This is a genomic window from Nitrospinaceae bacterium, assembly GCA_018669005.1.
GTDB lineage: Bacteria > UBA8248 > UBA8248 > UBA8248 > UBA8248 > UBA8248.
Genome location: JABJAL010000022.1, coordinates 1 through 22,965, shown reverse-complemented (window position 1 = coordinate 22,965; position 22,965 = coordinate 1). Strand labels below are relative to the sequence as shown.

The 22,965-nt window shown below is 55.1% G+C and carries 21 protein-coding genes and 1 tRNA gene; all 22 read right to left on the bottom strand.

Annotation, left to right across the window (positions count from 1 at the left end; all coding sequences use genetic code 11):
* Positions 1-6: 6 nt before the first annotated feature.
* The gene (gene dnaG / locus HOJ95_03150) at positions 7-1,902 is read right to left on the bottom strand and encodes a DNA primase (GenBank protein MBT6393681.1); all 1,896 of its coding nucleotides are present in this window, start codon (positions 1,900-1,902) and stop codon (positions 7-9) included.
* Positions 1,902-4,277 carry an endonuclease MutS2 gene (locus tag HOJ95_03145; GenBank protein MBT6393680.1) on the bottom strand — a complete coding sequence of 792 codons (2,376 nt, stop codon included), beginning with the start codon at positions 4,275-4,277 and terminating at the stop codon, positions 1,902-1,904. Before HOJ95_03145 ends, dnaG begins: the two co-directional genes overlap by 1 nt.
* 411 nt (positions 4,278-4,688) lie before the next feature.
* Complete coding sequence (locus HOJ95_03140) at positions 4,689-5,378, bottom strand: bifunctional phosphoribosyl-AMP cyclohydrolase/phosphoribosyl-ATP diphosphatase HisIE (GenBank protein ID MBT6393679.1); 690 nt, start codon at positions 5,376-5,378, stop codon at positions 4,689-4,691.
* Positions 5,375-6,145: an imidazole glycerol phosphate synthase subunit HisF gene (hisF, locus tag HOJ95_03135; GenBank protein ID MBT6393678.1), complete on the bottom strand. Its 771-nt coding sequence runs from the start codon at positions 6,143-6,145 to the stop codon at positions 5,375-5,377. The genes HOJ95_03140 and hisF overlap by 4 nt, the downstream gene beginning before the upstream one ends.
* Complete coding sequence (gene hisA, locus HOJ95_03130; GenBank protein ID MBT6393677.1) at positions 6,145-6,864, bottom strand: 1-(5-phosphoribosyl)-5-[(5-phosphoribosylamino)methylideneamino]imidazole-4-carboxamide isomerase; 720 nt, start codon at positions 6,862-6,864, stop codon at positions 6,145-6,147. The genes hisF and hisA overlap by 1 nt, the downstream gene beginning before the upstream one ends.
* A gap of 94 nt (positions 6,865-6,958) precedes the next feature.
* Positions 6,959-7,606 (bottom strand): imidazole glycerol phosphate synthase subunit HisH, encoded by a 648-nt coding sequence (gene hisH / locus HOJ95_03125; protein MBT6393676.1) that lies wholly within the window; start codon positions 7,604-7,606, stop codon positions 6,959-6,961.
* Positions 7,607-7,674: 68 nt separating this feature from the next.
* A complete protein-coding gene (gene hisB, locus HOJ95_03120; GenBank protein MBT6393675.1) occupies positions 7,675-8,277 on the bottom strand; it encodes an imidazoleglycerol-phosphate dehydratase HisB in 603 nt (200 codons plus the stop codon).
* 150 nt (positions 8,278-8,427) lie between these two features.
* Complete coding sequence (gene hisD / locus HOJ95_03115; protein MBT6393674.1) at positions 8,428-9,780, bottom strand: histidinol dehydrogenase; 1,353 nt, start codon at positions 9,778-9,780, stop codon at positions 8,428-8,430.
* Positions 9,777-10,454, bottom strand: a complete 678-nt coding sequence (locus tag HOJ95_03110) for an ATP phosphoribosyltransferase (GenBank protein ID MBT6393673.1) — start codon at positions 10,452-10,454, stop codon at positions 9,777-9,779. Before HOJ95_03110 ends, hisD begins: the two co-directional genes overlap by 4 nt.
* Positions 10,451-11,707: a UDP-N-acetylglucosamine 1-carboxyvinyltransferase gene (gene murA / locus HOJ95_03105; protein MBT6393672.1), complete on the bottom strand. Its 1,257-nt coding sequence runs from the start codon at positions 11,705-11,707 to the stop codon at positions 10,451-10,453. Before murA ends, HOJ95_03110 begins: the two co-directional genes overlap by 4 nt.
* 3 nt (positions 11,708-11,710) lie before the next feature.
* The gene (gene prmC, locus HOJ95_03100) at positions 11,711-12,601 is read right to left on the bottom strand and encodes a peptide chain release factor N(5)-glutamine methyltransferase (GenBank protein MBT6393671.1); all 891 of its coding nucleotides are present in this window, start codon (positions 12,599-12,601) and stop codon (positions 11,711-11,713) included.
* Positions 12,598-13,689, bottom strand: a complete 1,092-nt coding sequence (gene prfA, locus HOJ95_03095) for a peptide chain release factor 1 (GenBank protein MBT6393670.1) — start codon at positions 13,687-13,689, stop codon at positions 12,598-12,600. Before prfA ends, prmC begins: the two co-directional genes overlap by 4 nt.
* Positions 13,690-13,784: 95 nt before the next feature.
* Entirely contained in the window at positions 13,785-14,264 is a 480-nt protein-coding gene (gene rpmE / locus HOJ95_03090; protein ID MBT6393669.1) for a 50S ribosomal protein L31, read from the bottom strand.
* Positions 14,265-14,561: 297 nt separating this feature from the next.
* Positions 14,562-15,863, bottom strand: a complete 1,302-nt coding sequence (gene rho / locus HOJ95_03085) for a transcription termination factor Rho (GenBank protein ID MBT6393668.1) — start codon at positions 15,861-15,863, stop codon at positions 14,562-14,564.
* Between the two features lie 500 nt (positions 15,864-16,363).
* Positions 16,364-16,972, bottom strand: coding sequence for a dephospho-CoA kinase (locus HOJ95_03080; protein MBT6393667.1), 609 nt, complete (start codon positions 16,970-16,972; stop codon positions 16,364-16,366).
* Positions 16,973-17,017: 45 nt separating this feature from the next.
* Positions 17,018-17,293, bottom strand: a complete 276-nt coding sequence (locus HOJ95_03075) for a DUF507 family protein (protein ID MBT6393666.1) — start codon at positions 17,291-17,293, stop codon at positions 17,018-17,020.
* A 37-nt stretch (positions 17,294-17,330) separates the two neighbouring features.
* The gene (locus HOJ95_03070) at positions 17,331-17,612 is read right to left on the bottom strand and encodes a DUF507 family protein (GenBank protein MBT6393665.1); all 282 of its coding nucleotides are present in this window, start codon (positions 17,610-17,612) and stop codon (positions 17,331-17,333) included.
* A gap of 184 nt (positions 17,613-17,796) precedes the next feature.
* Positions 17,797-18,663 (bottom strand): PHP domain-containing protein, encoded by an 867-nt coding sequence (locus HOJ95_03065; GenBank protein ID MBT6393664.1) that lies wholly within the window; start codon positions 18,661-18,663, stop codon positions 17,797-17,799.
* Between the two features lie 70 nt (positions 18,664-18,733).
* A tRNA-Gly gene (locus HOJ95_03060) sits at positions 18,734-18,808 on the bottom strand.
* Positions 18,809-18,845: 37 nt separating this feature from the next.
* Entirely contained in the window at positions 18,846-19,688 is an 843-nt protein-coding gene (locus HOJ95_03055) for a lipoate--protein ligase family protein (GenBank protein MBT6393663.1), read from the bottom strand.
* Positions 19,689-19,703: 15 nt separating this feature from the next.
* Complete coding sequence (gene gcvP, locus HOJ95_03050; GenBank protein MBT6393662.1) at positions 19,704-22,586, bottom strand: aminomethyl-transferring glycine dehydrogenase; 2,883 nt, start codon at positions 22,584-22,586, stop codon at positions 19,704-19,706.
* A 175-nt stretch (positions 22,587-22,761) separates the two neighbouring features.
* On the bottom strand, positions 22,762-22,965 hold a 204-nt coding region (locus tag HOJ95_03045; protein ID MBT6393661.1), incomplete at its 5' end, for a glycine cleavage system protein H.

Below are 22,965 nucleotides of genomic sequence, written 5' to 3'. Positions count from 1 at the left end.
CACACTTTAACGCGCAGCCGCGGCCTTTTTTCGCTCGTGCATAATCGCTATTTTCTCCTCTAGTAGGCGCTGCAATTCGGGTGATTCTTCTCCGGAACTACGTCGCTCGTTTTCTATTTCCTTAAGCAGGCTCTCCTCCCGCCTCCGCCTTAAACGCTCCTGGATTCGGGCCACGCCATCTGAAAATTCACCTTCAACGACATCTTCATCAGGAATCTCGCCCGCCGCCAGTTCGAAAACAAGCGCCTGAGCCGCTGGGTCCAGCAACCGGCCCGCCAACTCGGCGGCATGAAGCGTCTCACCAGCCTCTTGAGCCTCTAGAGCCGCCCCCACGATTTGCTGGACGGCGGGATCAATAAACATCGAAGAGGACAGCTCGCCCCCGGCCGCCAATTCGGGTCTTGCCAGCAACATGCGTACAATGTCCAACTCGACGCGCGGTCGCTCAACGCTTCCTCCGAGAAGGTTTGGCGCCGGGGCGGTTCGTTGCACCGTCTCTCTAGCATCTTCGGCCAACATTCGTTTCACGCTAGATGCCAAAGTGGGGTAGGGGATGCCCAGACGATCCTCGAGAAGCGAGAAATACTGATCGCGAACACTTTGGTGTGATGCACCCAGGACGGGAAGAAGGCTCCGCACGGCGGAAAGTTTTTCCGTCTGCCCCGCCCCAGCAGGTACACCCCCTATTGCGGCTCGAACTGTATGCTCGAGCAAACCCTCTGCCTCTCCAAGCAAGCGGCGAACCATATCGACACCACCGTTTCTTAATACATCATCTACATCCTGCCCCGCCGGTAGGTCCATCACCTTGAGCCGGATTGACCCGAGACCCCGGCGGTCGATGAAATCATTGCGCAAGACCTCGCCCGCAACAAGATAATCTGGCGTCCCCGCTAGGCCCATGAGGCGCCCCGCCATACCACCGGCACGCTCAGAGGCCGCCTGACCCGCCTGATCGGAGTCGAAAACAAAAACCAACTCATCAGCATGGGCGCGGAGCGTCCTGAGATGCTCAGCCGTAAGAGCTGTTCCTAGGGGGGCGACGGCATTCTCTATGCCGCTCTGCCACAGGGCGATAACGTCGAAATAGCCTTCCGTGATAACCGCCCGCTTCTCGGAGCGAATGGCTTCGCGGCCTTGATTAAATCCGTAGAGGACTCGACCCTTCCTGAAAGCTGGAGAGTCCGGCGAATTTATGTATTTGGCTGTTGCATGGCGAGCATCGCTGTCCGGCAGTGAACGACCACCAAAACCTACGACTGCACCCTCGGCACCCAGAATCGGAAACATCACACGATCTCTGAATCGATCATAGTAGCCTGAGCCATCCTCGCGCTGGACGATAAGTCCAGCATCCACTAAATCATCTGGGGAATAACCCTTTTGGCGAGCCGCCTGGCAAAGCGCGTCCCAACTTGCGGGAGCAGCCCCTATGCGAAAGGCCTTCTTAGCCTCCTCGGATATTCCGCGGCTATCGAGATAAGAGCGTGCGCGGCCCCCTTCCTCTCCTCTGAGAACCGACCAGAAATAGCGGGCAGCGAAAAGATTCATCTCGTGAATTTTCTCTCGGACACTGGCCGTGGGCACTTCGCCATCCTCGGTTTCATATCGCGAAAGATCGACACCCTGGCGGTTCGCCAAATTCTGCAAGGCCTCGCGGAAATTCAGCCCCTCGTGCTGCATCAAGAACTTGATGGCATCGCCTCCGACACCGCACCCGAAACACTTGAATATACCCATCCTGGGATTCACATTGAACGAGGGGGTCTTCTCCTCGTGAAAGGGACAGAGGGCCTTGAAAGTGCTCCCGGCCTTTCGGAGTGGAAGGTACTCGCCGACCACATCCTCGATCGGGCTCCCCTCTCGAAGCTGGTTCACAATATCATCGGGAATAAGACCCATCAGGACACCCCTTCGCTCGTGCGTTTTCGTCGCACCATTTCAACAGTTGTCACTCCCCAGCCACCATCCTCGGGACGAGCCCAGCCGTAGCTGGCAACCAGGAGGCTCTCCTCGAGCATTTTTGTGATGGCACTTGAGAGAACTCCCTCACCCTTGCCGTGGACAATCCGAAGATTCTCAACACCTAGAACGGCAGCATCATCGAGATATTTATCAACCTTCTCAAGTGCATCCTCAAGCCGCATTCCGATGACCTTGAGCTCAGAGGAAAAATCTCTCGTCGGAGCACTTGAGTCGTGCGTGATCACTACCGAGGACACCGAAACACGGGGCTCTGCCTTAACCGGCTCAATAAAGGCCAGCCCCACTCGCAGGGATTTCCCATCTACCTCCACCGTAACCATGTCCCCACCGTGGAGAGAACGAACGGTCCCACGGCTTCCCGTCGCTTTGAGGCGAACAGTATCACCGGTGTGAACGAGAGGAAGGGATGCGTACTGTTTTGACTCGACAGGCGCCGGGAGAGCCTTTTCAGTCCTCTCCTTCATATTGCGGATTTTGTCCCGCGCTATTCTCTTGGCTCCCTCGATATCGCCCTTTGCGCGAATTTCATCAAGCAGGCTATCCGCCTCAAGTCGAAGCTGCTTGATAAACGCCTCAGCCTCGCTTCTTTGACGGGCCTCCACCTTACGCCGCGCCCGCGCGAAGCCCGAACGCTCGGACTTAAAGCGCTGCCAGCGTGAAGTGAGCTTTCTTTCTTTTTGAATTAGCGCAACCTCCTGATTCGAAAGTCTAGCCATGAGACGATCAACCTGAACAAGCCCGCCACCCAAAAGCTCCTTGGCCCGTTCAAGTATCATCGAGGGAAGTCCCAAACGCTCAGCTACGGCCATCGCGTTGCTAGGTCCGGCTGCTCCCATCCGCAACCGGTAGGTCGGCGAAAGATCCTTCGGATCGAACTCGACCGAAGCGTTTTCCGCCTCCGTCGATTCGTAGGCATAATGCTTGAGAGCATCGTGATGGGTAGTCACTACCGCGAGCGCCCCGCTTCGAGCCAGATGCTCGAGAACCGCAACACCGATAGCCGAACCTTCGGCTGGGTCTGTACCCGAGCCAAGCTCGTCCAGGAGCAATAAGCTGCCTTCTCCCGCCTCTGCGACAGCAGCAGCCACTCGCTTCATATGACCCGAGAACGTACTCAAATTCTGCTCAAGATTCTGCTCATCACCGATATCGGCAAATAGTGAGCGCACCAGCGGAAGCTCACTCGCCGGCGATGCTGGAATATGGACCCCCATCTGGTTGAGCGCGACACAAAGACCCAATGTCTTGAGAGCAACTGTCTTTCCTCCAGTATTGGGCCCAGTTATGATGATTTGGCGAACCGGGCCGCCGAGGGAAATGTCAATCGGCACGACATCTCCAGGCGAAACCGCCCCCGCGCCTGCGGCAAGAAGCGGATGCCTCGCCCCGCGAAGCGCCACCTTCCCCTTTTCGTTGAGCGACGCACGCTCTCCTCGCCAGGCTCGCCCAAGTTCGGCACGAGCCAGAACCAAATCGAGACGAACTAGTCGCCGCGTCAAATCGGCTAGAACCTCGCGGCCCTCCATCGCCTCAGCTGAGAGTTCGCGGAGAATGCGGTTCACTTCCTCACGTTCATCAGCCTGCGCCTGGGCCAGTGAATTGTTGAGCGGCATGATCGAAACTGGCTCGACAAAAAAAGTTTCCCCGCTCTGAGAACGATCCAGTATAACTCCCTCGAAAGAGCGCCTAAAGTTTGTTTTCAGTGGGATGACATACCGGTCGCGCCGTTGGACAATGAGCCGCTCCTGCACCACGGTCGAATGATCCGACATAATTCTCTCAAGCGCCCGACGAATTTCCTCCTTAAGCGAGCGGATGCGTGAGCGAGTGGCCTGGAGGACGGGTGTGGCGCCATCACGAACCTCGCCTCGCTCATCGAAAGTCTTTTTAATATGAGAAGCAAGAGGCCGGAGCAGATCAGCCCCAACCATCCATCCCGAAAGACGGGGCAAGTCCTCGCGACGCCCTTCAAGGAACTTCGTGACATCGGCAGCAGCACTGAGCAAGGAAAGAATTTCAAGCAGCCACTCGGGCTCAAGCGATCCACCCCTTGTGCGCACTTCCTCAAGCCAGGGCTCTGGGTCCTCAAACGAGGAGAGCGGAATCTGTTCGCCGGCCGATGCGAGGCCCGTAGCCTCATCAGTTTCATCAAGCACCAAACGAACCTCCCAAGCCTCCTCCTGCGGGAGTAATTTACGCGCTGCTTTTCGACCCGGTGGGGAGATACACCTATCCGACACAAGATCAATCACTTGCGGGTATTCAATCGCTTGTAGGGTGCGCTCATCCATTTAAAACACGTCTCAGAAAAAAAATAAATTAATGCACAAAACTGTGCACTTCGACGGAAGCTATTAAATAACGAGATTCACTCGGCTGGGATGAAACAAACCTCCCGGTACGAGACAATCCACCGAGCGGATAGAACCAAGGAGTGCCAATCCCTGGAAAATCAGGTACAAAAACTAAGGGACAGCTTCCGCCATCCCTTCTCATTAAATTCCAGATACTTAAAGTATTTTACCGCCCCTATGTCTGGCGCTTTGATAACGTCGGTGAATATAGGAGCCGAATGTAGATTTGTCAAGAAAAGACGAATATTTAGCGAACAATATTAATCGGACTATTCTATCTTATTACAAAGACTTCTGGCGAATTCAAACTCTCGAATTAGAAATCTGGATCATAACGGGAGGGGCCCCCTAGCTACTTTCGGGCCTCCCGCCCCTGCCAAACCGGCGGGCAAGTTCGGCTAGGACCGCCCCCGGAGGCACATCCTTAAGCGCAAGTGCCACGAGAGTGTGGAACCACAAGTCAGCCACCTCCTCCACAGAACGCTCTGAGGTTTCCTCGCGAATCGCGCGAGCAACCTCCTCGGCCTCCTCCTCAACCTTCTCAAGTATACGGACTTCACCTTTCGCAAAAAGCCGAGCGACATAGCTGCCGCCAGTTTCCCCTGCCACACGACGCCCCTGAATGAGCTTGTAGATCGACTCAAGCAGATTAGGATCAAAGGACAGTTCCCCGGCTGGCGCACCGCCTTTGGAAGCCTCGGCTCCGTTAGCAACATCGACCTCATTAAAAAAGCACGAAATCCGCCCTGTGTGGCAAGCCGGGCCCTCGGGGCGCACCATAAAAAGCAGCGCGTCGTCATCGCAGTCAAGCGCCGCCGAAACCAGCCTTAAATAATTTCCCGAGGTCGCCCCCTTTTCCCAAAGCTCTTCGCGCGATCGTGACCAGAAGTGGACAGTCTTTTTCTCAAGCGTTAGGCGCAGCGATTCCTCATTCACCCAGGCAAGCATCAACACTTGGCCTGTTCCCACATCCTGACACACTGCTGCTGCAAGCCCCTGCTCGTTCCACTTTATTCCAGGTAAACTCAGATCACTCACAACCTAACCTCCACCCCGTGCTCCCTTAAATACCGTTTTGCCTCCTCGACCGAATATTCGCCGAAGTGAAAAATCGATGCCGCCAACGCCGCCTCGGCCCCACCTTCGGCAAGCCCGCCCCGAAGATGCTCCAAGGTTCCAACACCCCCCGATGCAATAACCGGAACCGGCACCCCGTCCGCCACCACGCGGGTCAACTCAATATCGTAGCCATCCCGCGTGCCGTCCTTATCCATGCTGGTGAGCAAAATCTCGCCCGCCCCTAGCTCCGCCGCCTCACGTGCCCACTCGACCGCATCTTTTCCAGTGGGCTTTGATCCCCCGTGGGTGAACGCCTCCCAGCGAAGGGGCTCACCTTCGACAGAGACGCGCTTGGCGTCCACCGCGCACACAATTGTTGAGCTTCCGTATTTCTCTGCGGCTCTTTTAATTAGGCTGGGATCTTTCAAGGCTGCGCTGTTCATGCTCACCTTGTCGGCCCCGGCTCTTAAAAGGTCACGAACATCCTCCTCATGTCCAACGCCGCCCCCAACCGTCAACGGGACAAAAACCCGCTCCGCCGTCCGCGAGACCACATCGAGCAAGGTTTTGCGCGCTTCTTTGGTCGCCGTGATGTCGAGAAAACATATCTCATCCGCCCCTGCCTCATCATAGGCCGCCGCGCACTCCACCGGATCCCCTGCGTCGCGCAGGCCCTCGAAGTTGATTCCCTTCACCACCCGCCCCTCTTTAACATCGAGGCAGGGAATAATTCGCTTCGCTAGCATTACACCCTCTCCAGCGCGGCTTTTAAATCAAACGTGCCCTCGTAGAGCGCCCGGCCAACTACAGCGCCGATAACGCCCGAATCCGCCAGGGGCAAGAGCTTTTCGACATCATTCATCCGGCTAAAACCTCCCGCCGCGATTACCGGAATCCCGGCCGCCCGAGCCAGAGCCCCGGTCGCCTCGGGATTGAAGCCCTCAAGCATGCCGTCTTTAGAGATATCCGTGAAAACGATACCGGCAAGGGGCAGATCCGTGAAGCGCGCGGCCAGCTCCTCTGGCTTCACGCCGTCCCCCTCGATCCAGCCCGAGACGCGCACCTCGCCGTCCTTCGCATCAATGCCAAGCAGGACCTTTCCGGGATACTCCTCCGCCGCCTGGCTTAGAAATGTGGGGTTTTTCATGGCGCTCGTGCCCAGAATCACATACGAGGCCCCGGCGTCCAGAACAGCATGTAGCGAATCCATCGCCCGCACACCGCCCCCAAACTCAATTGGCACACCCGCCTTAGCCGACAATTTTTCAAGCACTTCAAGGTGCTGAGGCGAGCCCTCAAACGCGCCATCAAGGTCAATCAGATGGAGCCGCTTGGCCCCTTCCTCCACCCACTTCAGCGCCATCCCCACCGGGTCGGCCCCGTAGACGATCTCGCGGTCCTTTTGGCCCTGAATGAGCCTCACACACTTTCCGCCCTTTAAATCCACCGCCGGTATTATCAGCATTTTCTTCTCATAAAATAAAGATCAAGACACTTTAAAACGTGGAGCCTGAATAAACCCTAACGGGAGAGAATGCAAGGGAAGGGTGAATCCCCCCTCACCCACAAATCCCGGCAAACCTTTTCAAAATCCCTAACCCCCGCGAACCACTTTTTTCGGGGTGAAACTGGGTGGCGAAAAGATTATCGCGGCGAACAGCGGCGATGAAGGGAAGGCCGTAGGCGCAGGTGGCCGCGACGAACGGGCGATTCGAGTTCGAGAGCTCGGCGTAATAAGAGTGAACGAAATAAAAATGCTGGCCGTTTTTAACACCATCTAAAATCGGCGAGGGGCACTCGATATCGACCTGGTTCCAGCCCATATGGGGGATGCGAATATCTCGATCTGCACCGAGTTCCCTCGCACCTTCTGGAAACTTCATGATGCGCCCTGGAAGCACGCCCAGGCCCGGTGTTGCGCCAAATTCCTCGCTGGCCTCGAACAAGACCTGTAGCCCGAGGCAGATGCCAAGGTAGGGCACCCCACGCGCAATCGCTTCCTTTATCGGCTCGGCAAGCTCAGCAGCATTGAGCGCGTTCATGCACTCGGGAAAACCACCCACACCGGGGAGGATGATTCCCGAGGCTCCCTCGATATCCGCCGGGTCACCCGAGAGCATCGATTCGGCGCCGATACTCTTTAGCCCGTTGGCGACGCTTTGCACGTTGCCCATTCCGTAGTCGATGACGATGATGGAGTGGTCCATTGGCTTCTCCACAAATTTATTACTGTAAAAATTTTACGGATATCGCTCGGCTACTTAACTTTGCTTGGCTAGAGCACGCCCTTCGTCGAGGGGACACCCGTTTCCCTCGGGTCGATAGCTACGGCAGCGCGCAGCGCTCGGGCAAAGCCCTTGAAGGCAGCCTCGACCATGTGGTGGCTGTTCTCGCCGTAGCAGACCTCGATGTGGAGATCGATCCCCGCCTGGGTGGCGAGCGACCAGAAGAACTCTCGAACAAGCGCGGTGTCGAACTCGCCGATTTGCGCCTCGGGAAAGCTCCCCCTGAAGACGAGGTTGCCCCGCCCGCCGGCGTCCATCGCAACAGCAACAAGTGCGTCCATCATCGGGAGGCGAATGCTCGAATAACGGGTGATGCCCGCACGGTCTCCCATCGCTTTGGCAAGAGTCTGGCCCAGGAGGATACCCACATCCTCGACGGTATGGTGGCCGTCCACATCAAGATCGCCCTTGCCACGCACGGTGATGTCGATGAGGCCGTGACGCGCAATCTGGCCAAGCATGTGATCGAAAAATCCGAGGCCGGTCTTGATCGATGCTTTCCCTGCACCATCGAGATCGACCGAGATGGAAAAATCGGTTTCCTTGGTCTTACGGCTCGCCTGGGCCTTGCGGCCCGCCTTTTTCGCTGCCACGGCGGGGCCTCCTTAAAAGGGTGAAAATCAACTAGTTGCGGGAATCTAAACAAGTCTCCCGCCAATTTCGCGCGCCATTATGTGCGATTCGAATGAGATGCGCCACCTTGAAATAGGGTAGCGGAGGAAAATGAGACACTTGTTGAATTTCTAGGCACTGCCCTTGAGCCTGAGCCTGAGCGAGCGGGCGTGGGCAGGGAGCCCCTCGAGGTCGGCAAGACGGGCAGCAGGCTCTATGAGCGGGCTCGCGCCCTGCTCGGTGAAGCTGACAATGCTCGTCCACTTGATAAAATCGAGCACCCCGAGCGGGGAGGCATATCGCGCCGCGCCGCCAGTGGGAAGAACGTGGTTCGTGCCTACTATGTAATCACCTAGTGGAACCGTGCCCCAGCATCCGCAGAATATTGCGCCTGAATTGCGTACTTTTTCAGCGAATGCCTCCGCGTCCTCGATCATAAGTTCTAAGTGCTCAGGCGCGAGAGTCTCGACGGCCTCTAAAGCCTCATCTAAATTTTCCACCTCGAAGATAGCGCCCCGGTGATCAAGCGCCCGATCGATTATCCCGCTCCGTCCATCGTAAGCCTCATCAGCGAGTTGGCGCTCGACGGCATCGGCCAGCGCACCCGCCGCCGCGCTCCCCACCGCGAGGCCGACGGCCATGGCGTCCTCGTCGTGCTCGGCCTGCGCGATCATGTCGGCGGCGGCCCAATCGGCGTTTGCTGCATCGTCGATCACGACGACGACCTCGCTCGGACCCGCATCTTTATCTATGTCCACCTTATCGCGCACGAGGCGCTTGGCGGCGGTGACATATTCGTTGCCGGGGCCAACAATCTTGTCCACACTCGGAATCGATGTCGTTCCATAAGCCATGGCGGCGATGGCCTGCGCTCCGCCAGCGCGGAACATCTTGTCCACACCCGCTATCGCCGCCGCCGCGAGCACCGATGCGGGAACCCCCCCGTCTTTTCCGGGAGGAGTGCAGACAACCACCTCTTCCACCCCAGCCGCTTTGGCAGCGATTGCGCCCATCAACAATGTTGAGGGATAGGCAGCGGTGCCGCCCGGGACATACAATCCCACCCGCCGGAGTGGGGTCGGGCGCAGGGAAAGCTTCTCTCCCAGGCGGTCGATTTCAACGGGCCGGGGAAGGCCAGCTTCGTGAAACACTCGAATGCGCCCGGCGGCGATTTCAAGAGCGTCCTGTACATCGCTCTCAATTTCTTCGAGCGCTTCTTCCATTTCATCTTTGGTGATAGCAATTTTATAGGAACCGGGTTCTGGACCGTCAAATTTTTCGGTGAATTGAAGAAGGGCCTCTTCCTTCTTTTCATTTACCTCGGCCATTCCGCCCTGTTCGGCGAGAGGCCCAGAATCCCTGAATTGATCGACAATGGTGCGGACGGCCTCTTCGGCGTCGCCGGAGGTGAGTCTCGCCGAGAGAAGCGAGGACAAGACTTCGATGTTCGCCTCATCGCTTCCCCAGCGGAGCGGGCGCTTCATTTTGCAGCCTTTTTCTTCGTGGGCTTACACACTTTTTTCATCGCAGCTGTAAAAGCACTCACGCGGTCGTGTCTGGTTTTGAGGCTAGCTCGATTGACAATAAGACGCGCTGTGGCGCTGAAAATCTCAAGTACGGGCACAAGGCCGTTGGCTACTAGGGTGCCACCCGTGTCGACGAGGTCCACGACGGCGTCAGCCACCCCGGTTGCAGGTGCAATCTCAACGTTCCCGTAGAGGTGAATTGTCTGCGCCTGGATACCCTGCGATTCTAAATAGCGGGCTGTGATACCAGGAAATTTAGTCGCGATACGAAGATTCATTTTTCGAGATAGCCCTTCCCAACTCTGCCCCTCAGGAACGGCAATCATTAAACGACAAGGGGCAAAATGAAGATCCAAAGGCTCGTAGACCTCTCGGTTCTGCTCCAAGAGCACATCTTTGCCGATGACGCCCAGGTCCGCCGCGCCGCGCTCGACATAGGTGGGAACATCGTAGTTCCTTAGGATCAGAACGCGCACACCCGTTTTTTTATCCTCGTGAATGAGAAGTCGCGATTTATCCGAGATGGTCTTTGAGAGAAGACCCGCCTCTAAAAGACGCTCAACCGCCGTCGTAAATATCCGCCCCTTGGGCAGGGCCAGCGTCAAAAGACCACCATTATTGTTTTCACTCATTCGCTCACCCGCTCAATTTCCGCGCCCAGCGTCCGCAAGCGCTCTTCAATTCGCTCATAACCCCTGTCTATATGATAGACGCGCCGAACAATCGTATCACCTTTCGCAGCCAGACCGGCGAGCACTAGCGAAGCGCTCGCCCGGAGGTCAGTCGCCATAACATGCGCGCCCGCCAGCTCCTCGACTCCGTCTAAATGGGCCGTGCGACCGTCAATAACGACTTTCGCACCCATGCGTATAATTTCGGCGGCATGCATGAAGCGATTCTCGAATATCGTCTCGGTAATCGCGCACGACCCCTTCGCCAGCGTCATCAACACCATAAACTGCGCCTGAAGATCGGTCGGAAACCCCGGATAGGCAGCAGTCTTGATGTTCACCGGCTTAATTGGCCCGTTCGCCAGCACCCTCACCCAGTCGTTGCCCTCAGTGACTTCAAGCCCAGCATCGCGAAGCTTAAGCGTCAGGGAGCGCACGTGCTCGGGCACACAGCGATGTATCGTCACATCGCCGCGCGTAATAGCACCCGCAATCATAAAGGTGCCCACTTCGATTCGGTCGGGCGGCACTTCCACATCATAGCCACCCAGGCGATCAACCCCCTCTATCTCGATGATCGAGGTTCCCGCTCCACTCACACGACCGCCCATCTGGTTAATAAGATCCGCGAGATAGGAGACCTCAGGCTCCAGAGCAGCATTTTCAAGCACCGTCACCCCCTTTGCGAGCGCGGCCGCCATCATCAAATTCTTTGTTCCCGTCACCGTGACCATATCGAATGAGATCCGCGCCCCCTTGAGGCGCTTAGCCTTCACATCGATATAGCCTTCCTCAAGCGAAATTTCAGCGCCCATTGCCTCAAGGCCCTTCAAGTGTTGATCAATAGGACGCGCACCAATTGCGCATCCCCCAGGCAAGGAGACCTGCGCCTCGCCAAACCGGGTAACCAATGGGCCGAGCACCATGACCGAGGCACGCATCGTCCGCACTAAATCATAAGGGGCAACACCCGTCCTTGCGCCAGAGGTGTCAATGATGACCTCACGCGGAACAGGTCTCTCTACACTAAGCCCAAATTCACCAAGTAGGGTCAGAAACGTTTCTGTGTCCCTTAGGTTAGGTACCCGCGTCAACCGGCAAGGAGAATCGGCCAACAGCGAGGCCGCCAATATCGGCAGCGTCGCATTCTTAGAACCCGCCGCCTCGACGCCGCCCCGAAGGGCCTTGCCCCCATGAATTCGAAACTGATCCATCACCTACACCTTCCGTGCTTCAAGGACGCGATTTTTACCGGATAGATCGCTACTTGCCACGGGCTCGTCCCAGACGCCACTGTGCCGAATCATCTGACTGCATTCGGCAATCTGCCCAGGATCCATTTCAAGGAGGAGCGCCCCACCTTTTTTCAATCTTGCCGGAGCCTCGTGTACTATCTGGTTTAGAAAAACCGTACCATCCGGCCCACCGTCGAGCGCCCCCCTAGGCTCGAAACGGGAGACTTCCGGCATCAGACCATCGATCTCGCCCGAGGGGACATAGGGTGGGTTAGAAACAATGACATCAAACGTACCATCTCGGGATATCTTCTCGAAAAGATCCGAATGAATAGTCTCGACTCGATCACCCATCCCGTTTCGCCATGCATTCCTGGCCACCAGCGCCAACGCAGGCTCGCTCAGGTCCGTGGCAACGATATGCGCACCAGGAATTTCCTTGGCGAGTGCTACGCCGACCGCGCCGCTACCGGCACATAAATCGAGGATGCGAGGGGCTACCTCCTCGGACAAAAATGACAATGCTCGCTCGACCAGAAGCTCGGTTTCTGGCCTCGGAATTAATACAGTCGGCCCAACCTCAAAGGTAAGCGACCAAAATTCGCGCTCTCCCACAATGTAGGCCAGGGGCTCTCTTGCCTCGCGCCGTTGAGCAGCACCAGAGAGTTTATCCAGCGCCTCCTGACTCAAAAGCTCCTCGGGATATGCCGCCAGCCGTGAGCGGTCGCAGCCAGCTACCCAGCAGAGCAGCGCGGCGGCATCTGTGGCTGCATTCTCGATTCCAGCTTTGGAGAAACGGCTTTTGAAACGCTCGAACTCACCGCCCAGGGAGCCCTCAGGCCACCTCGATAATGTCGGTAAAACGTTTCTCATTCCGATACATCCTGGGGGGATTCTTCCTCGAATTCCGCTAAACGTTCTGCTTCTCTGGTTTCAATGACGCGGCGAACCATTTCTTCGATCTCACCTTCGAGGAAATTTGGGAGACTGTGTTGGGTATAGTTAATGCGGTGATCCGTCACACGGTCCTGCGGGAAATTATAGGTCCGGATTCGGTCGCTTCTATCGCCCGAGCCAATCTGGCTTTTTCTCTCGGCAGATCGCGCATCGTTCAGCTTGCGCGTCTCAAGGTCGAGAATATGCGACATTAGAATCTTCAACCCCTTGGCTTTATTCTTATGCTGGCTTTTCTCATCCTGGCAAGTGACAACAATGCCAGTAGGCAGATGGGTTATCCGCACGGCCGAGTCAGTCGTGTTCACGCTCTGCCCGCCGGGCCCCGAGGAGCGGTAAACGTCGAACCGCAGGTCTATTTCCGGAACATTGAGCTCAACTTCATCGGCCTCAGGGAGAATGGCCACCGTCGCGGCCGATGTGTGAATACGACCTTGGCTCTCAGTAGAGGGGACGCGCTGAACTCGATGGGTGCCACTCTCAAACTTAAGCTGACTATAAGCTCCGGCACCCTTTATCAACGCAGTAACTTCCTTAAGGCCCCCAAGGTTATTCCCATTTCGGTTCAACTCCTCGACGCCCCAGCCTTTTATTTCGGCGTATCGCGAATACATACGGTAGAGATCGGCGGCGAACAGGGCCGCTTCATCCCCGCCGGTTCCGGCGCGAACCTCGATAATGACGTTTTTGTCATCGTTGGCATCCTTGGGAAGCATCATACGCCTCAGACGCAGTTCGATTTCCTCAAGTTTAGGTTCGAATTCCTCGACTTCCTCTTTTGCCAAATTGCGCATCTCGACATCGGAGTCATCGAGAAGCAGTCGTGCATCCTCGAGCGATTCATTGCAGGTGCGCCACTCCTCGAAGACCACTACGATTCGCGAGATTTCTTTGTGCTCACGGGCCGTCTGCTCAAACTTTTTCCGATCCTTGATGAGATTAGGATCGGAAAGACGCAACTCAAGCGCTTTGTGCTTTTCGCGTATTTGGTCGAATTTTTCTATCATGGCGTTGAGGCTCCATCTCCCGCGGAAAGCGGGTGTGATACCGGCGCAGGAGGCTGAGATCGCTCCGGAATCGGCCTCAAATCAAGAGGGAAAACTCAGGATTGTTCGGTTGACTCAGAGGAAGCCTCTGGCTCGGGTGATTCCGACTCGGGCACCGGGGGCGCTTCCGCCACAGGGGCAGCTGCTTGCTGTTTCGCCTCCTCGGCGTCCCGGGTGGCCTTGATCGCGGCCTGCTCCTCGCGGCGGCTCTGCCTAGCCTCCTCGCGGGCCGCCTTCTCCTCAGACTCTTTATTCTTCTCTCGTTCGGCTAGAGCAGCAACATCTGCATCGCGCGACGCCATCTTGCGCTTGCGCTTTGAGACACGAGTTTCCAAGCCTTGGAATTTCTTAACGAATTTCTCAACACGACCTTCGGTGTCGATAATCCGAGATTGTTTGCCCGTATAAAAAGGATGACAGTTCGAGCAGATCTCGATGCGAATATTTTCTACCGTCGAGTGGGTTTTAAATTCGGCCTGACAACCACTACAAACAACTGTTGTTTCATGAACCTCGGGGTGGATTTCCGTTCTCATCGCAGACTGCTCCTCACTACAGAGGGGGGCACATTCACGCCGGGCCAGTAAGGCCGTCCCCCGAGATATTCGTCCAATATTTACGCTTAAATACGGCTTTCTTCACATCAGCTTGTGAAGAAGGCGTTTTTATACCGAAACTGCCTATTTTTGTCCAGTATCTGCGATATCCCTTGAATTAAAAGGTATTCCCAGATATTCACACTACGACAAAACTTGGCTAGGCGTAAAACCGCTCTTTGGGAGTTAATGACTCTTTCGCCGAAAAAGTAAGGTTTTATCGAATGCGCCCGAAGTCTAGCTGTTCATCGATAGCAAGAATTCAGAGTTGGTCTCGGTCTCGCCAACCTTCTCAAGGAGAAGCTCCATAGAATCGACGCTGCCCAGGGGCTGGAGAACCTTGCGGAGCACCCAGACCCGATTGAGTTCGGCTTCGTCCATGAGAAGCTCTTCTTTGCGGGTACCCGACTTGTTGATGTCAATCGACGGGAAGACACGCTTATCGGAGAGTTTGCGATCAAGATGGACTTCCATGTTGCCTGTGCCCTTGAATTCCTCAAAAATCACATCGTCCATGCGGCTACCGGTTTCAACCAGCGCCGTCGCCAGAATGGTGAGGCTGCCACCTTCCTCAAGATTACGCGCGGCACCAAAAAAGCGCTTGGGGCGTTGGAGAGCATTCGAGTCCACACCACCCGAGAGAACCTTGCCGCTCGGCGAAATAATAGTGTTGTGTGCCCTCGCCAAGCGAGTAATCGAATCAAGAAGGATTACGACATCCTTTTTATGCTCTACGAGTCGCTTTGCTTTCTCAATCACCATGTCGGCAACCTGCACGTGGCGAGTGGCTGGCTCATCAAAGGTCGAGCTAACGACCTCGCCCCGAACGGAGCGCTCCATGTCGGTTACCTCCTCGGGACGCTCGTCGATGAGCAAAACGATGAGGTGAGCGTCCGGGTGGTTGGTGGCTATGCTCTTGGCAATGGCCTGGAGGAGCATTGTCTTACCCGTACGCGGGGCAGCGACGATAAGACCACGCTGCCCGAACCCGATAGGAGTCATTAAGTCGAGAACGCGGATGCTGGCGTCTTTGGCGACCCGCCCATTTTTCGAGGATTTGCCGTTGTTTGCTTTCCCCTCGGATGCCAGTTCAAGCGTGATACGCTTTTCAGGATAAAGCGGCGTGAGATTATCAAAGAGAATCTTGTCTTTGCTCGCCTCTGGAGGCTCAAAATTGATCTGCTCCACCTTGAGCAAAGCAAAGTAGCGCTCGCCTTCCTTTGGCTGGCGAATCTGACCGCTGATCGTATCGCCCGTCCGGAGATCGAATCTGCGAATCTGGCTAGGAGACACATAGATATCATCAGGACCCGGAAGATAATTGTAGTCTGATGATCGTAGGAAGCCGAATCCATCAGGAAGGATTTCAAGCACTCCTTCCCCGTAAATGACACCCTCACGGTCCTTACCGGACTGGGTCTCAATAATTTTATAGATAAGATCCTGTTTGCGAAGGCCACTGGCACCCTCGATTTTCAATTCCTTGAGAATCGAGTGCAACTCGGTAATGGTTTTTTTCTTCAATTCCGCAAGATTCAGATCTCGACTCTTAGTTTCCACTGCCATTACAACTATCTCCTTACTTGGTGGGCTTATCTTCGCGGCCCGGGGTGTGGAACGGCACCCTGATGAGCGCCGTCACCGCCACACCCGCTGCAGGGAGGCAACAACAAGTAGCCTCTTGCGGCGAAGAAACATAAAAAAAACAAAACTAACCAGGTTTACTACGACTCTCAGGCGGCTATTGTTCTAAATAACTTTCTCATTTCAACTTCAAAACCCGTATCTGAGTGGGTAAATAAATTCTGGGATGTGTACTTCTTTGGCCATTTCTTCAAGCAGCAACTTCAAAAAAACGTCTTCGTCATGAGACGCTTACTAGTTCACGACTCCACGACTCTTTAACGCCCGTTCCCAAACCAAACAACATTTTTAATAGATACACCGGAATTGGGGGCGAAATACCAATCGAGGACTCATAGAACCAAAACTACGATAAATGTAGAGGCAAGGGAAAAATTTGTCAATCATTCATTTTCTTATTCCCGGGCCTTTTCTAGAAGCCATGCAACCAACGCTTCCACCTCTTTGGTAAGCTCATCGAGAGTTCCACTGTTGTCCACAACACGATCAGCATATTTCACTTTGTCTGCGAGAGGAATCTGAGAAGCGATTCGAGCACGTACGGCCTCCTCACTGAGGCCCCCTCTACTCAGGGTACGGGCGAGTTGTTCCTCCTCACAACATGCGACAACGACTAGCAAGTCAAACCGCCGCCAGCCACCGGACTCGATCATGAGCGCCGCGTCTACTACAGCAACGGAAGATTCACCTTCAGACTCCCTGGCATCAAGCCAGCGATCCTGCTCAACCTTAATTCGCGGGTGAAGAATGTTTTCCAGTGCAAGGCGGCTCGACTCATCGCCAAAAACCACTTCCCCAACACGCCCCCTGTCAAGGCTACCGTCAAGGGCAAGCACATCAGCACCCAACGCGACAACAATCTCAGAAAGTGCCTCGGTTCCAGGTTTCACTAAATCGCGAGCAATAATATCGGAATCAATTACAGGAATACCGTTTTTGATGAGCAATTTACTAACAGTGGTTTTGCCGCTAGCGATTCCACCCGTGAGACCAACGCGAAGCAAAATCAGATCCCACCACAATAAGAACAGACTGCTCTCGCCAGCACCCTAAACGCCTCGGCGGTTCGCTTCCTGCTCGTAGTGCTTGGCATAGAGAATTTCCCACTCCCGCGTACCCTCGACAAGACGACTGGAATAGCTACTGAGTATCCGGCGAACTTCTTCGTCAATTTCGTCATCGATGGTCAACTCATTCGTAATCGCACGGACAATGTTGATTCGAATATCGGTCATCTCACCGAAGAATTCGACATCATCGTATTCCTCTAGATCCTTGACAATCAAATTCGAGAGGTGGTTGATCTTCTCTCGGCTGATACGCATTAGCGCATCCTCCCTTCCAAGCGTGACTAGCGCCGGATTAAAGTACCAGGTTTCGCTCGCGGGCAAGCTTGGTTTTCACCATGGTAAACATTCGGCTGTAGTCAACATTGTCTTTATCCATGTCGTCCTGATGATCGAGAAGGATGCCTTTCACTTCATCGTTTAACCGATCCTCCACCAGGAGATCTTCTTCAATAATGTTAGCCATGCGAGCGCATAGGGCCTCCTCACTCCCGCTGGTCTCAATAATCTCCCGCTTAAGCAGACGTTCGACAACTTTGCTAGAAATCCGCTCGATCATCTCTTTCCGCAAACGCATTTGCGTTTCTCCTCGCGCTAAACAACCCGGAGCCCAGGCAATTACAACGGTCAATATGGTCCTGAAACTCGCCGAAGACAAATTCAAGACCCAATCCTTGGGACAATACCTCATCTAGGCGGCCCAGCGCACCCCCCTACGGAATGAACGGGCAAAATCATGCAATTCTCTAATCTGGACTGGCCTAATCAGACGAAACTAATCTACTCTGAAGTGCACGAAAACTTCCCATGCTCTGCCGACATTGTCCCAGCCGCTCGGGCCCGGGTTTCGCACCGTGGCAATCCGAGCCACCAGTCAAAACAAGACCATATTGTTCGGCGAGATCTCGGTAGCGCCTCCGGTCGTCATCCCCTTGGGAGAGATGCTCGGCCTCTATCCCGACCAGCCCAGCCTCGATAAGATCAGGGATAATTTCATCAGCGCCAGAGAGGTTCGGGTGCGCGAAGCTCGCGACCCCACCTGCCAACGCAATTAGGCGAACCGCCTCGGCCGGCTCTATCATATCGAGCTCGACATAAGCTGCCCCGCCCTCGCCGATATATTTCTCAAAAACTTCTTCGCGCCGATTAACAATTCTCTTTTGCACCATATAGGCTGACAAATGACCTCGTCCTATACTCGCCGCATTACCAAATTCGAGCATGAATTCGTCCGGATCGATCATGACACCCATCGCCAGCAGACGCCCGATCATCTCGGCCATCCGGTTTTTTCGCTTTTCCATATAGCGACTCATTTGCGCCATCAACTCCGGAGCATCCGGGCGAATGAAGTGACCCAAGATATGAACAAGACGTCCTTCATGAGAAGAGGAGAGCTCAACGCCATTCACGAACTCAATCCCCAAGCGACCGGCCTCCCTGCGCGCCTCCTCAAGACCATCCACAGTGTCGTGGTCAGTCAGCGAAACAACTTTGAGCCCCGCCGCACTTGCACGCTCCATAACGCGGCTAGGCGAGTCAGCGCCATCCGAAGCATTCGAATGAAGATGCAGATCAACGACAAACGATGATTCGAGAAGATCGGACCCTGAGGAAACCAAAGACATTTCTATCGACGCCCCCATCCATCCAAGTGAAAGGAAGATAAAATGCGGCGTTCCTAGGCGGATAAAATTATGGAGCGGGTGAAGGGATTCGAACCCTCGACGTCCAGCTTGGGAAGCTGGCACTCTACCGCTGAGTTACACCCGCCTATGAGCTTGACGATATGACTTGTAGATAGAGGGTGTCAAGATGAAGCGCCCGATGAGCGGCCAAGCGTCCACTCGAAGTTGCCATATCGATTGACATGAACTTCCTCGGCTCGAGCCCGTTCGGCCTCACTAAGCGGCTCCTCCGCAAAAGGGCCAAACACCTCTTCCATCCCCGCCCTGAGGGCTATGGAAGCCTCGCCATAGCTCACCTCACGGCCCAGAACATCGCAAAGACCGACTGCATGATCAGCCGGTGAGCCGACACCACGTCCCCTTACCTTCAAAAGAGAAGCCAGGCGCTCCTCTGGTGAATACAATAGAACACTCCCGTGTTGGAGAATAGCGCCTCCCTCGCGGCACTGCGCACTACCAGCCACCTTTCGCCCGCCTATTGATAGCTCCCAAACCGAGGTCGTCGCAAAACAAGATGCTTGAGAGACATATGCCCTTCCGCTTGGTGGAGCAAATTCCACCGGCGCGCCCAGGCGCCTAAGCCCCGCAGCCAGCCCGCCACTGATTCTTCTGTAACTCTCCTCGATGGTGCCACCGAGAATCGCCTCGGCCCCTGTGATCGAATATGTGATTTCCCGATCATGTAGCACCGCCCGCCCTCCGGTGAGCCTCCGACAAAGATCCACCCCTTCCCCGGAAAGTCGCTCGATGAAAATATCCCGCCCGGCAGATTGGTTTCTACCCACCGTGAGGGCCGCTGGAGACCAAGCATATAGACGAAAGACAAAAGGGGCCTCATGGTCAGGAGCGCCGGAGGCTAGGTAGACTCGACAGTTTTCGAGAAGCACTTCATCGACCGCCATATTCCAGGCGGCGCTCTTCGTGCCCGTATCGAGATAGCGGGGATTTGTAGGATTTTGATCCATTAGAACAAATGCCGATTAAGCGTAGCTCTCTATCGGCTGACATGAACAAACAAGGTTCTTGTCCCCGTAGGGATTATCTATACGCTTAACGGGCGGCCAATACTTATTAGCTCGAACCCAAGGAAGCGGGAACACCGCTTTTTCCCTCGAATAGGGGTGGGCCCATTCGTCCGAGGCGATATCGCCCATGGTATGAGGTGCATTCTTCAACACATTGTCATTTTTGCTGGCGCGGCCCTGCTCGATCTCGCGTATCTCCTCGCGAATTGTGATCATCGCATCGCAAAAGCGATCCAATTCTTCTTTGGATTCACTCTCGGTGGGCTCGATCATCAGCGTCCCCACGACCGGGAACGACATGGTCGGGGCATGGAAACCAAAATCCATCAACCGCTTGGCCACATCCTCGGCGGATACCCCGGAGTCATCCTTGAGGGGTCTCAAATCGATAATGCATTCGTGGGCCACCATTCCATTTCGTCCCGTGTAGAGAACATCGTAGTACGGCTGCAGACGCCGTGCTGTGTAGTTCGCATTCAGGATAGCAACCTGCGTCGCCTCGATGAGCCCCTTAGAGCCCATCATCGAAATATAGCTCCATGAAATTGGCAACACGCCGGCGTTTCCCCACGGGCCAGCCGATACGGCACCCACCCCAGTCTCAGGCCCCGCGTCTGCCACGACCGAATGTTTGGGTAAAAATGGTGCTAGCTGGCCTGCCACACATATCGGCCCCGCCCCCGGTCCTCCACCGCCATGGGGAATCGAAAACGTTTTGTGCAGGTTGATATGTATGACATCGGGGCCAAATTCGCCCGGACGGCATATGCCAACCAAGGCATTAAGGTTCGCACCATCCATATATACTTGACCACCATTATCGTGGATGACACCGCATATCTCCGACACCGCTTCCTCAAAAACACCGTGGGTCGAGGGGTAGGTAATCATCAAGGAGGCAAGATCGTCCTTGTGCTCGGCGGCCTTGGCACGCAGATCGACAAGATCAACATTCCCCTGTTTATCACAGGCAATGACAACAACCCTCCAGCCGAGCATTGAAGCACTGGCCGGGTTCGTACCGTGTGCCGAACTGGGAATCAGACAGATGTTCCGATGAAGCTCGCCCCGGCTTTCATGATACTTACGAATTGTTAGAAGACCCGTGTACTCGCCCTGGGCACCCGAATTGGGCTGAAGTGAAACACCCTCGAAGCCCGCAATGTCGGCGAGCATCGCCTTGAGCTCCTCCATCATCAAGCGGTAACCCTCGGTTTGCTCGGCGGGGGCAAAGGGATGAATTTTTGCGAACTCTGGCCACGAAACGGGGATCATCTCAGTCGTAGCATTGAGCTTCATCGTGCACGAGCCAAGAGGTATCATCGATCGCGTCAGCGCGATGTCCTTTTCCTGGAGCCGGAAAATATAGCGGAGCATCTCATGCTCGGGATGATAGCTGTTGAAAACCGGATGGGTGAGGTAATCGGTGGTTCGGGCAAGAGCTGAAGGATAATTATCCTCCACCGAACGATCAATTTCATCCAACGAAAAACCAATCTTACCGCCCGAGAAAATTATCCACAGATCCTCGATATCCTGCCGACGAGTGGTTTCGTCAAATGAGATACCTACACGCTTGGTATCTACAATACGAAGATTAATCTCCTTTGCTGCAGCCCGTTTGCCTATCTCAGCCGAGCCGCCGGTTGTCTTCACCGTGATAGTGTCGAAGAAATTTTCAGTCTCAATTTCGCAGCCAAGTTTCTCAAGTCCCGCCGCCAAGATCGATGTCAGGCGGTGCACACGCCGCCCAATTCTCAGGAGGCCTTCGGGACCATGGTAAACGGCATACATGCCCGCCATGACAGCAAGCAAAACCTGGGAGGTGCAAATATTGCTCGTCGCCTTCTCGCGGCGAATGTGCTGCTCTCGCGTCTGGAGAGCGAGCCGGAGCGCCGGGGCGCCGCTTGCATCCACCGAAACACCTACCAACCTGCCCGGCATCGAGCGTTTGTATTTTTCTCTCGTGGCTAGGTAGGCGGCGTGCGGCCCCCCCAAACCAAGAGGAACGCCAAAGCGCTGGGTATTGCCGACCACGACATCCGCCCCAAACTCACCTGGTGGCTTGAGCAATGTGAGGCTCAGTAGATCAGCGGCAACAATAACCAACGTGCCCCGTTCGTGGGCCTCGGCCACCAGCGAGGCGTAGTCGTACACCTCGCCCGATGAAGCCGGATATTGAAGCATCAGGGCATACGGATCACCCTCGAAGGAGCCTTCGTGATGATCGCCGACGACGATTTCAATCCCCATCGGCTCGGCCCGCGTTTTCATTACCTCAATGGTCTGGGGATGACAATCTTCGGAAATAAATATTTTTTTGCTCTCAGATTTGCTTATCGAGTAGCACATCACCATGGCCTCGGCGGCCGAGGTCGCCTCATCGAGGAGCGAGGCGTTGGTCATCTCCATGCCGGTCAAGTCCATGACCATGGTTTGAAAGTTGAGCAGCGCCTCAAGGCGACCTTGGGAGATTTCAGGCTGATAGGGCGTATAGGCTGTGTACCAACCGGGATTTTCTAAAATATTTCTGAGGATGACGGTTGGAGTATGACAATCTGAATACCCCATGCCAATCATCGAGCGGAAAACACGATTTTTCGAGGCCAGAGATTTAAGGCGGGCCATTACCTCCTGCTCGGTACGACTCTCGCCGATGCCAAGGGGATGGCTAGAAATAATAGGGGCAGGAACAGTTTTCTCTATAAGCTCTTCAAGCGAGGAGAAATCCAGCGCTCCAAGCATGGCAGCAATATCGGCCTCATCGGGTCCATTATGCCTGCGGATGAACTCGCCCTTGTTTTCAAGCTCCTCAAGTGACGCACGAGCATCAGACATGGTGAATCATCCTCAATCGGGCATTCCAGACCCTACACTGCGCCTCCCCTAAGCGCATGTGCAGCAACCGGAAAATTCGAAAGCAATCGGGCACTTTATGCAGGAAAAAACAATTTATACGCCAATCAACAGCCCATGGCAGTCGAAACTCGTAATAGCGGAATGAGCAGCCGAATCAGGCGCTCTCTTCCTCAACAAACGATTTGTATTCATCAGCATCGAGCAAACCGTCTACTTCTGTGGCATCGCTCATTTCGATTCTCAGCATCCAGGCTTCTTCATACGGCTCGCTATTGACAAGTTCAGGCTCATCGTTGAGCCGATCATTCACCTCGGTCACTGTTCCCGTAACCGGAGAATAAAGGTCCGAGACGGCTTT

What these genes read in the sequence shown, in the direction of transcription:
- hisD (MBT6393674.1), bottom strand. Translation starts at nt 9,780, where the DNA reads ATGAAGCGCCCGCTCCGCTGGGGAAGCGATGAGGCGAACATCGAAGTC.
- murA (MBT6393672.1), bottom strand. Translation starts at nt 11,707, where the DNA reads ATGGATCAGTTTCGAATTCATGGGGGCAAGGCCCTTCGGGGCGGCGTC.
- HOJ95_03075 (MBT6393666.1), bottom strand. Translation starts at nt 17,293, where the DNA reads ATGCGTATCAGCCGAGAGAAGATCAACCACCTCTCGAATTTGATTGTC.
- HOJ95_03055 (MBT6393663.1), bottom strand. Translation starts at nt 19,688, where the DNA reads ATGGATCAAAATCCTACAAATCCCCGCTATCTCGATACGGGCACGAAG.
- dnaG (MBT6393681.1), bottom strand. Translation starts at nt 1,902, where the DNA reads ATGGGTCTTATTCCCGATGATATTGTGAACCAGCTTCGAGAGGGGAGC.
- HOJ95_03065 (MBT6393664.1), bottom strand. Translation starts at nt 18,663, where the DNA reads ATGTCTTTGGTTTCCTCAGGGTCCGATCTTCTCGAATCATCGTTTGTC.
- hisH (MBT6393676.1), bottom strand. Translation starts at nt 7,606, where the DNA reads ATGGACCACTCCATCATCGTCATCGACTACGGAATGGGCAACGTGCAA.
- prfA (MBT6393670.1), bottom strand. Translation starts at nt 13,689, where the DNA reads ATGATAGAAAAATTCGACCAAATACGCGAAAAGCACAAAGCGCTTGAG.
- gcvP (MBT6393662.1), bottom strand. Translation starts at nt 22,586, where the DNA reads ATGTCTGATGCTCGTGCGTCACTTGAGGAGCTTGAAAACAAGGGCGAG.
- HOJ95_03110 (MBT6393673.1), bottom strand. Translation starts at nt 10,454, where the DNA reads ATGAGTGAAAACAATAATGGTGGTCTTTTGACGCTGGCCCTGCCCAAG.
- prmC (MBT6393671.1), bottom strand. Translation starts at nt 12,601, where the DNA reads ATGAGAAACGTTTTACCGACATTATCGAGGTGGCCTGAGGGCTCCCTG.
- hisA (MBT6393677.1), bottom strand. Translation starts at nt 6,864, where the DNA reads ATGCTGATAATACCGGCGGTGGATTTAAAGGGCGGAAAGTGTGTGAGG.
- HOJ95_03145 (MBT6393680.1), bottom strand. Translation starts at nt 4,277, where the DNA reads ATGGATGAGCGCACCCTACAAGCGATTGAATACCCGCAAGTGATTGAT.
- rpmE (MBT6393669.1), bottom strand. Translation starts at nt 14,264, where the DNA reads ATGAGAACGGAAATCCACCCCGAGGTTCATGAAACAACAGTTGTTTGT.
- hisF (MBT6393678.1), bottom strand. Translation starts at nt 6,145, where the DNA reads ATGCTAGCGAAGCGAATTATTCCCTGCCTCGATGTTAAAGAGGGGCGG.
- HOJ95_03070 (MBT6393665.1), bottom strand. Translation starts at nt 17,612, where the DNA reads ATGCGTTTGCGGAAAGAGATGATCGAGCGGATTTCTAGCAAAGTTGTC.